The organism is Runella sp. R0.1_18 (genome assembly GCF_057652155.1).
Map to the genome: position 1 here is coordinate 1 of NZ_JBYFCK010000057.1, position 3,701 is coordinate 3,701.

At 44.4% G+C, this 3,701-nt stretch carries 1 pseudogene; it reads left to right on the forward strand.

Annotated features, from left to right (window positions below):
* Positions 1–393 precede the first annotated feature (393 nt).
* Positions 394–3,701, forward strand: a pseudogene (locus tag AC23P2_RS30940) (hypothetical protein); the annotation flags it as partial.

Genomic DNA, 3,701 nt, shown 5'->3' on the forward strand with positions numbered 1-3,701 from the left:
TGTAGCGGGGAGTTATGTATTACGGGTTATATCCTCTGAACATAGGCAAGATTTCAAGATTAGTAAATTGGCTAGATGATTCGGTTTTGTGTATTTATCGAATAGCCCTACCAAACAGGCCAGTTTGAAGGTGCTCAAAGTAAAATAATAGCCCTAAAATAGGTTGACGAAAAGGAGTAAATGATGGTATATACCATTGTTTACTCCTTTCTTTTTGTGCTTTACTATTTTTGGAAGTGTTAGAGGGTGCTTTGTAAGTATTTGATATAGAGTTTATTGTAAGTTGTCCACCCCCTTTGTCCACCCCCTAAAATGGTATCTATGAGATAAGTGTCGCTACTTTGTAGTGCATAGCTTAACTTATTCTCACTACTATTACTATTTTTCATCAAAATGAAAATCAACATATTTACGCTATTTTGTCGTCTCTGGCTGGTTATGCTTGTCAAAAAGCCTAGCCTTTACATGGTAGGGCTACTTCTTCTAGGTACCCTAACACAGGCACAAACTACCCTCCTTACGCTCAAAAGCTGCCAGCAAACAGGTACTTCTTATACTTGGACAAACAACACAGGAAGCGCTGTGACGTTACGGATTACAGCACAAGGTGGCGGAGGTGGAAAGGGTCACTATATGATTTTTGAGTCCATCATCGCTATGGGTAGTACAGGTGCTACGGTAAAAGGAGATTTTGTGGTACAGCCAGGCCATACCCTAATGTTTGTGGCGGGAGGAAAAGGAGAAAATGCAAAGACTAGTCAAAGTGATTTTTCACGAGGCGGTGGCGGTGGTGGAGCTGGGTCAGGGGTGGTGAACCTATTCACTAATACCGTACTGATGATTGCTGCGGGTGGAACTGGAGCGACGGGTGCGTCGGCTAATGAAATTGGTTTGGGAGGGAGTGGTGCTACCGATGGCAACGGTAGTGGCGGAGATTCTGGGTTTGGCCTCTCGACTGGAGGGGGAGGATTGAATGGAAATGGGGGAGTAGGAGGCTTTAATAACTGCACGAGAGGAGGGGGACAGGTGAGTTTAATAGGTATTTCGACAGGCGGGGCTCGGTGTTCTGATTATCCATATGCTGGAAATGGGGGTTCTGGGATGGGAGGAGGTGGAGGAGCGTCCGATATGGCTGGCGGTGGTGGCGGACATACTGGAGGAAATGGAGGAGATAGATATTATGGTCCTTATTCACGGGCTAAATCCTATAATAGCGGAACAAACCCTGTCAATACCAATGGTTCTGATGGCGTAGAACCCAATGATGGGCAAGTATTGGTAGAAGTACTTTCTGGAAATCCAGCTCCTATTACTCAGGCTGGCAGTGTTCTCAGTGCTACTCATCCTATTGTATCTATTAGTCATCCAAGCTCTTGTAAAGGGATGGACGGCTCTATCAGTCTAACTGGACTTGTCATTAACACTACTTACAGTGTAACTTATAAAAAAGACAACGATGCTACAACGACTGTTGAGGTGACTTCTAATAATAACGGAGTTATTACGCTCTCGAATTTAGGGGCAGGAAATTATACCCAGATTGTAGCTACCGAGGGAGGCTGCGCAAGTAATGCCGTCTCGGCATCCTTAGCCGACCCCGTTCGTCCTTCTATCACATTGGGCAACATTTCTACTATCTGTGAGGGGGCGATGTCGTTTTCAATTCCTTATACCAATCCTACGCAATCTCCCCAAAAGTATTCGATTGAGGGGTTAGATATTACCCCCGTTACCGATGGGAGTTTGTCTAACCCTATTACGGTCAATTTAAGCAATGCGGCATCTGGCACTTCAATTCCTTTTACTCTCACGGTGAAAAATACAATCACGAACTGTGAATCTAGCAATATCATGGGTATGGTGGTAGTTCAAAAAAATGCTGGTGGCACAGTAAGTTCGGCTCAAACGATATGCTCAGGGACAAGTCCATTGGATTTGAGTTTATCAGGCCAAACACAAACAGGGAGTGTGGTGAAATGGCAAAAGTCGTCTGATGCTAATTTTGGCAATTCGGTTGATATTGCTTCGACCGCGACGACATTGCCAAGTGCGACAATAGGAACTTTAACGGCAGATACTTATTTCAGAGCAGTTGTCCAAAACGGTATGTGTAGCGCTAGTTCAAGTTCAGTAAAGATTACGGTTAATCCAGTAAGTGTGGGTGGTACTGTAAGTTCGGCTCAAACGATATGTTCGGGAACGTCACCATTGAGTTTGAGTTTATCAGGTCAAACGGGGAGTGTGGTGAAATGGCAAAAGGCTAGTGATGCTAATTTTAGTACTCCAGTTGATATTGCTTCAACTGAGACGACGTTGCCGAGTGGGACAATTGGCAGCTTAACGGCAGATACATATTTTAGGGCGGTAGTAAAAAGTGGGGTATGCAGTGAGGCGATTTCAAGTACAGTAAAGATTACTATAAACTCTGTAAGTGTGGGTGGTACGGTAAGTTCGGCTCAAACGATATGTTTGGGAGCTTCTCCGTTAGATATTAGTTTGTCGGGCCAAACAGGGAGTGTGGTGAAATGGCAAAAGTCGTCTGATGCTAATTTTAGCAATGCGGTTGATATAGCTTCGACTGCGATGCTGACTACCTTGCCAAGTGCAACAATAGGTGCTTTAACGGCAGATACATATTTTAGGGCGGTAGTAAAAAGTGGGGTATGCAGTGAGGCGATTTCAAGTACAGTAAAGATTACTATAAACTCTGTAAGTGTGGGTGGTACGGTAAGTTCGGCTCAAACGATATGTTTGGGAGCTTCTCCGTTAGATATTAGTTTGTCGGGCCAAACAGGGAGTGTGGTGAAATGGCAAAAATCTAGTAATGCCAATTTTAGCAATGCGATTGATATAGCTTCAACTGCGATGCTGACTACCTTGCCAAGTTCAATAATTGGTAATTTAACGACAGATACGTATTTCAGGGCGGTAGTGAAAAGTGGAGTATGTAGTGAGGCGATTTCAAGTTCAGTAAAGATTACTATAAACTCTGTAAGTGTGGGCGGCGTGGTAAGTTCAGCCCAAACGATATGTTCGGGGACAGCTCCAGTGGATTTGAGTCTGAGTGGTCAGGTAGGTAATGTGGTTAGATGGGAAAAATCAACGAACTCATCCTTCAGTAGCCAAAGTATTATTTCTTCAACAAGTACTACTTTGACAAGTGCCATTATTGGTTCGCTTACAACGGATACTTATTTCAGGGCCATTGTGAAAAGTGGAGAATGTGCTGAAGCGACTTCTTCAATAGTGCTCATTACAGTCAACTCATTGCCGACGGCGACGATTGAGGGCACAACGGTAGTTTGCCAAAACGGAACATCTCCAACCGTGACATTCGTGGGGGCAAATGGCACTGCTCCCTACACGTTTACGTATAAAATCAACGATGGTGCACCGCAAACGGTGAAAACAGCCACTGGGAACAACGTGACGGTTTCAGTGCCGACGAGTGTAACAGGGGTGTTTACGTACACCCTACTGAGTGTTTCAGAAAGTTCATCCACGAGTTGTAGTCAATTACAAAGCGGCATTGTGGAAATAAAAATACAAGGCAAACCCACGATTACGTTGTCAACGCTTCAACAAACGCTCAACGAGGGTAATGCTCAGACATTTTGTGACACAGATGCGAATCCTGTTAACGGTTTGGAGTTTGATGTTTCGGGTTTGTGTGTTTCAGGTAATCCTGTTTGGCGGGTGCA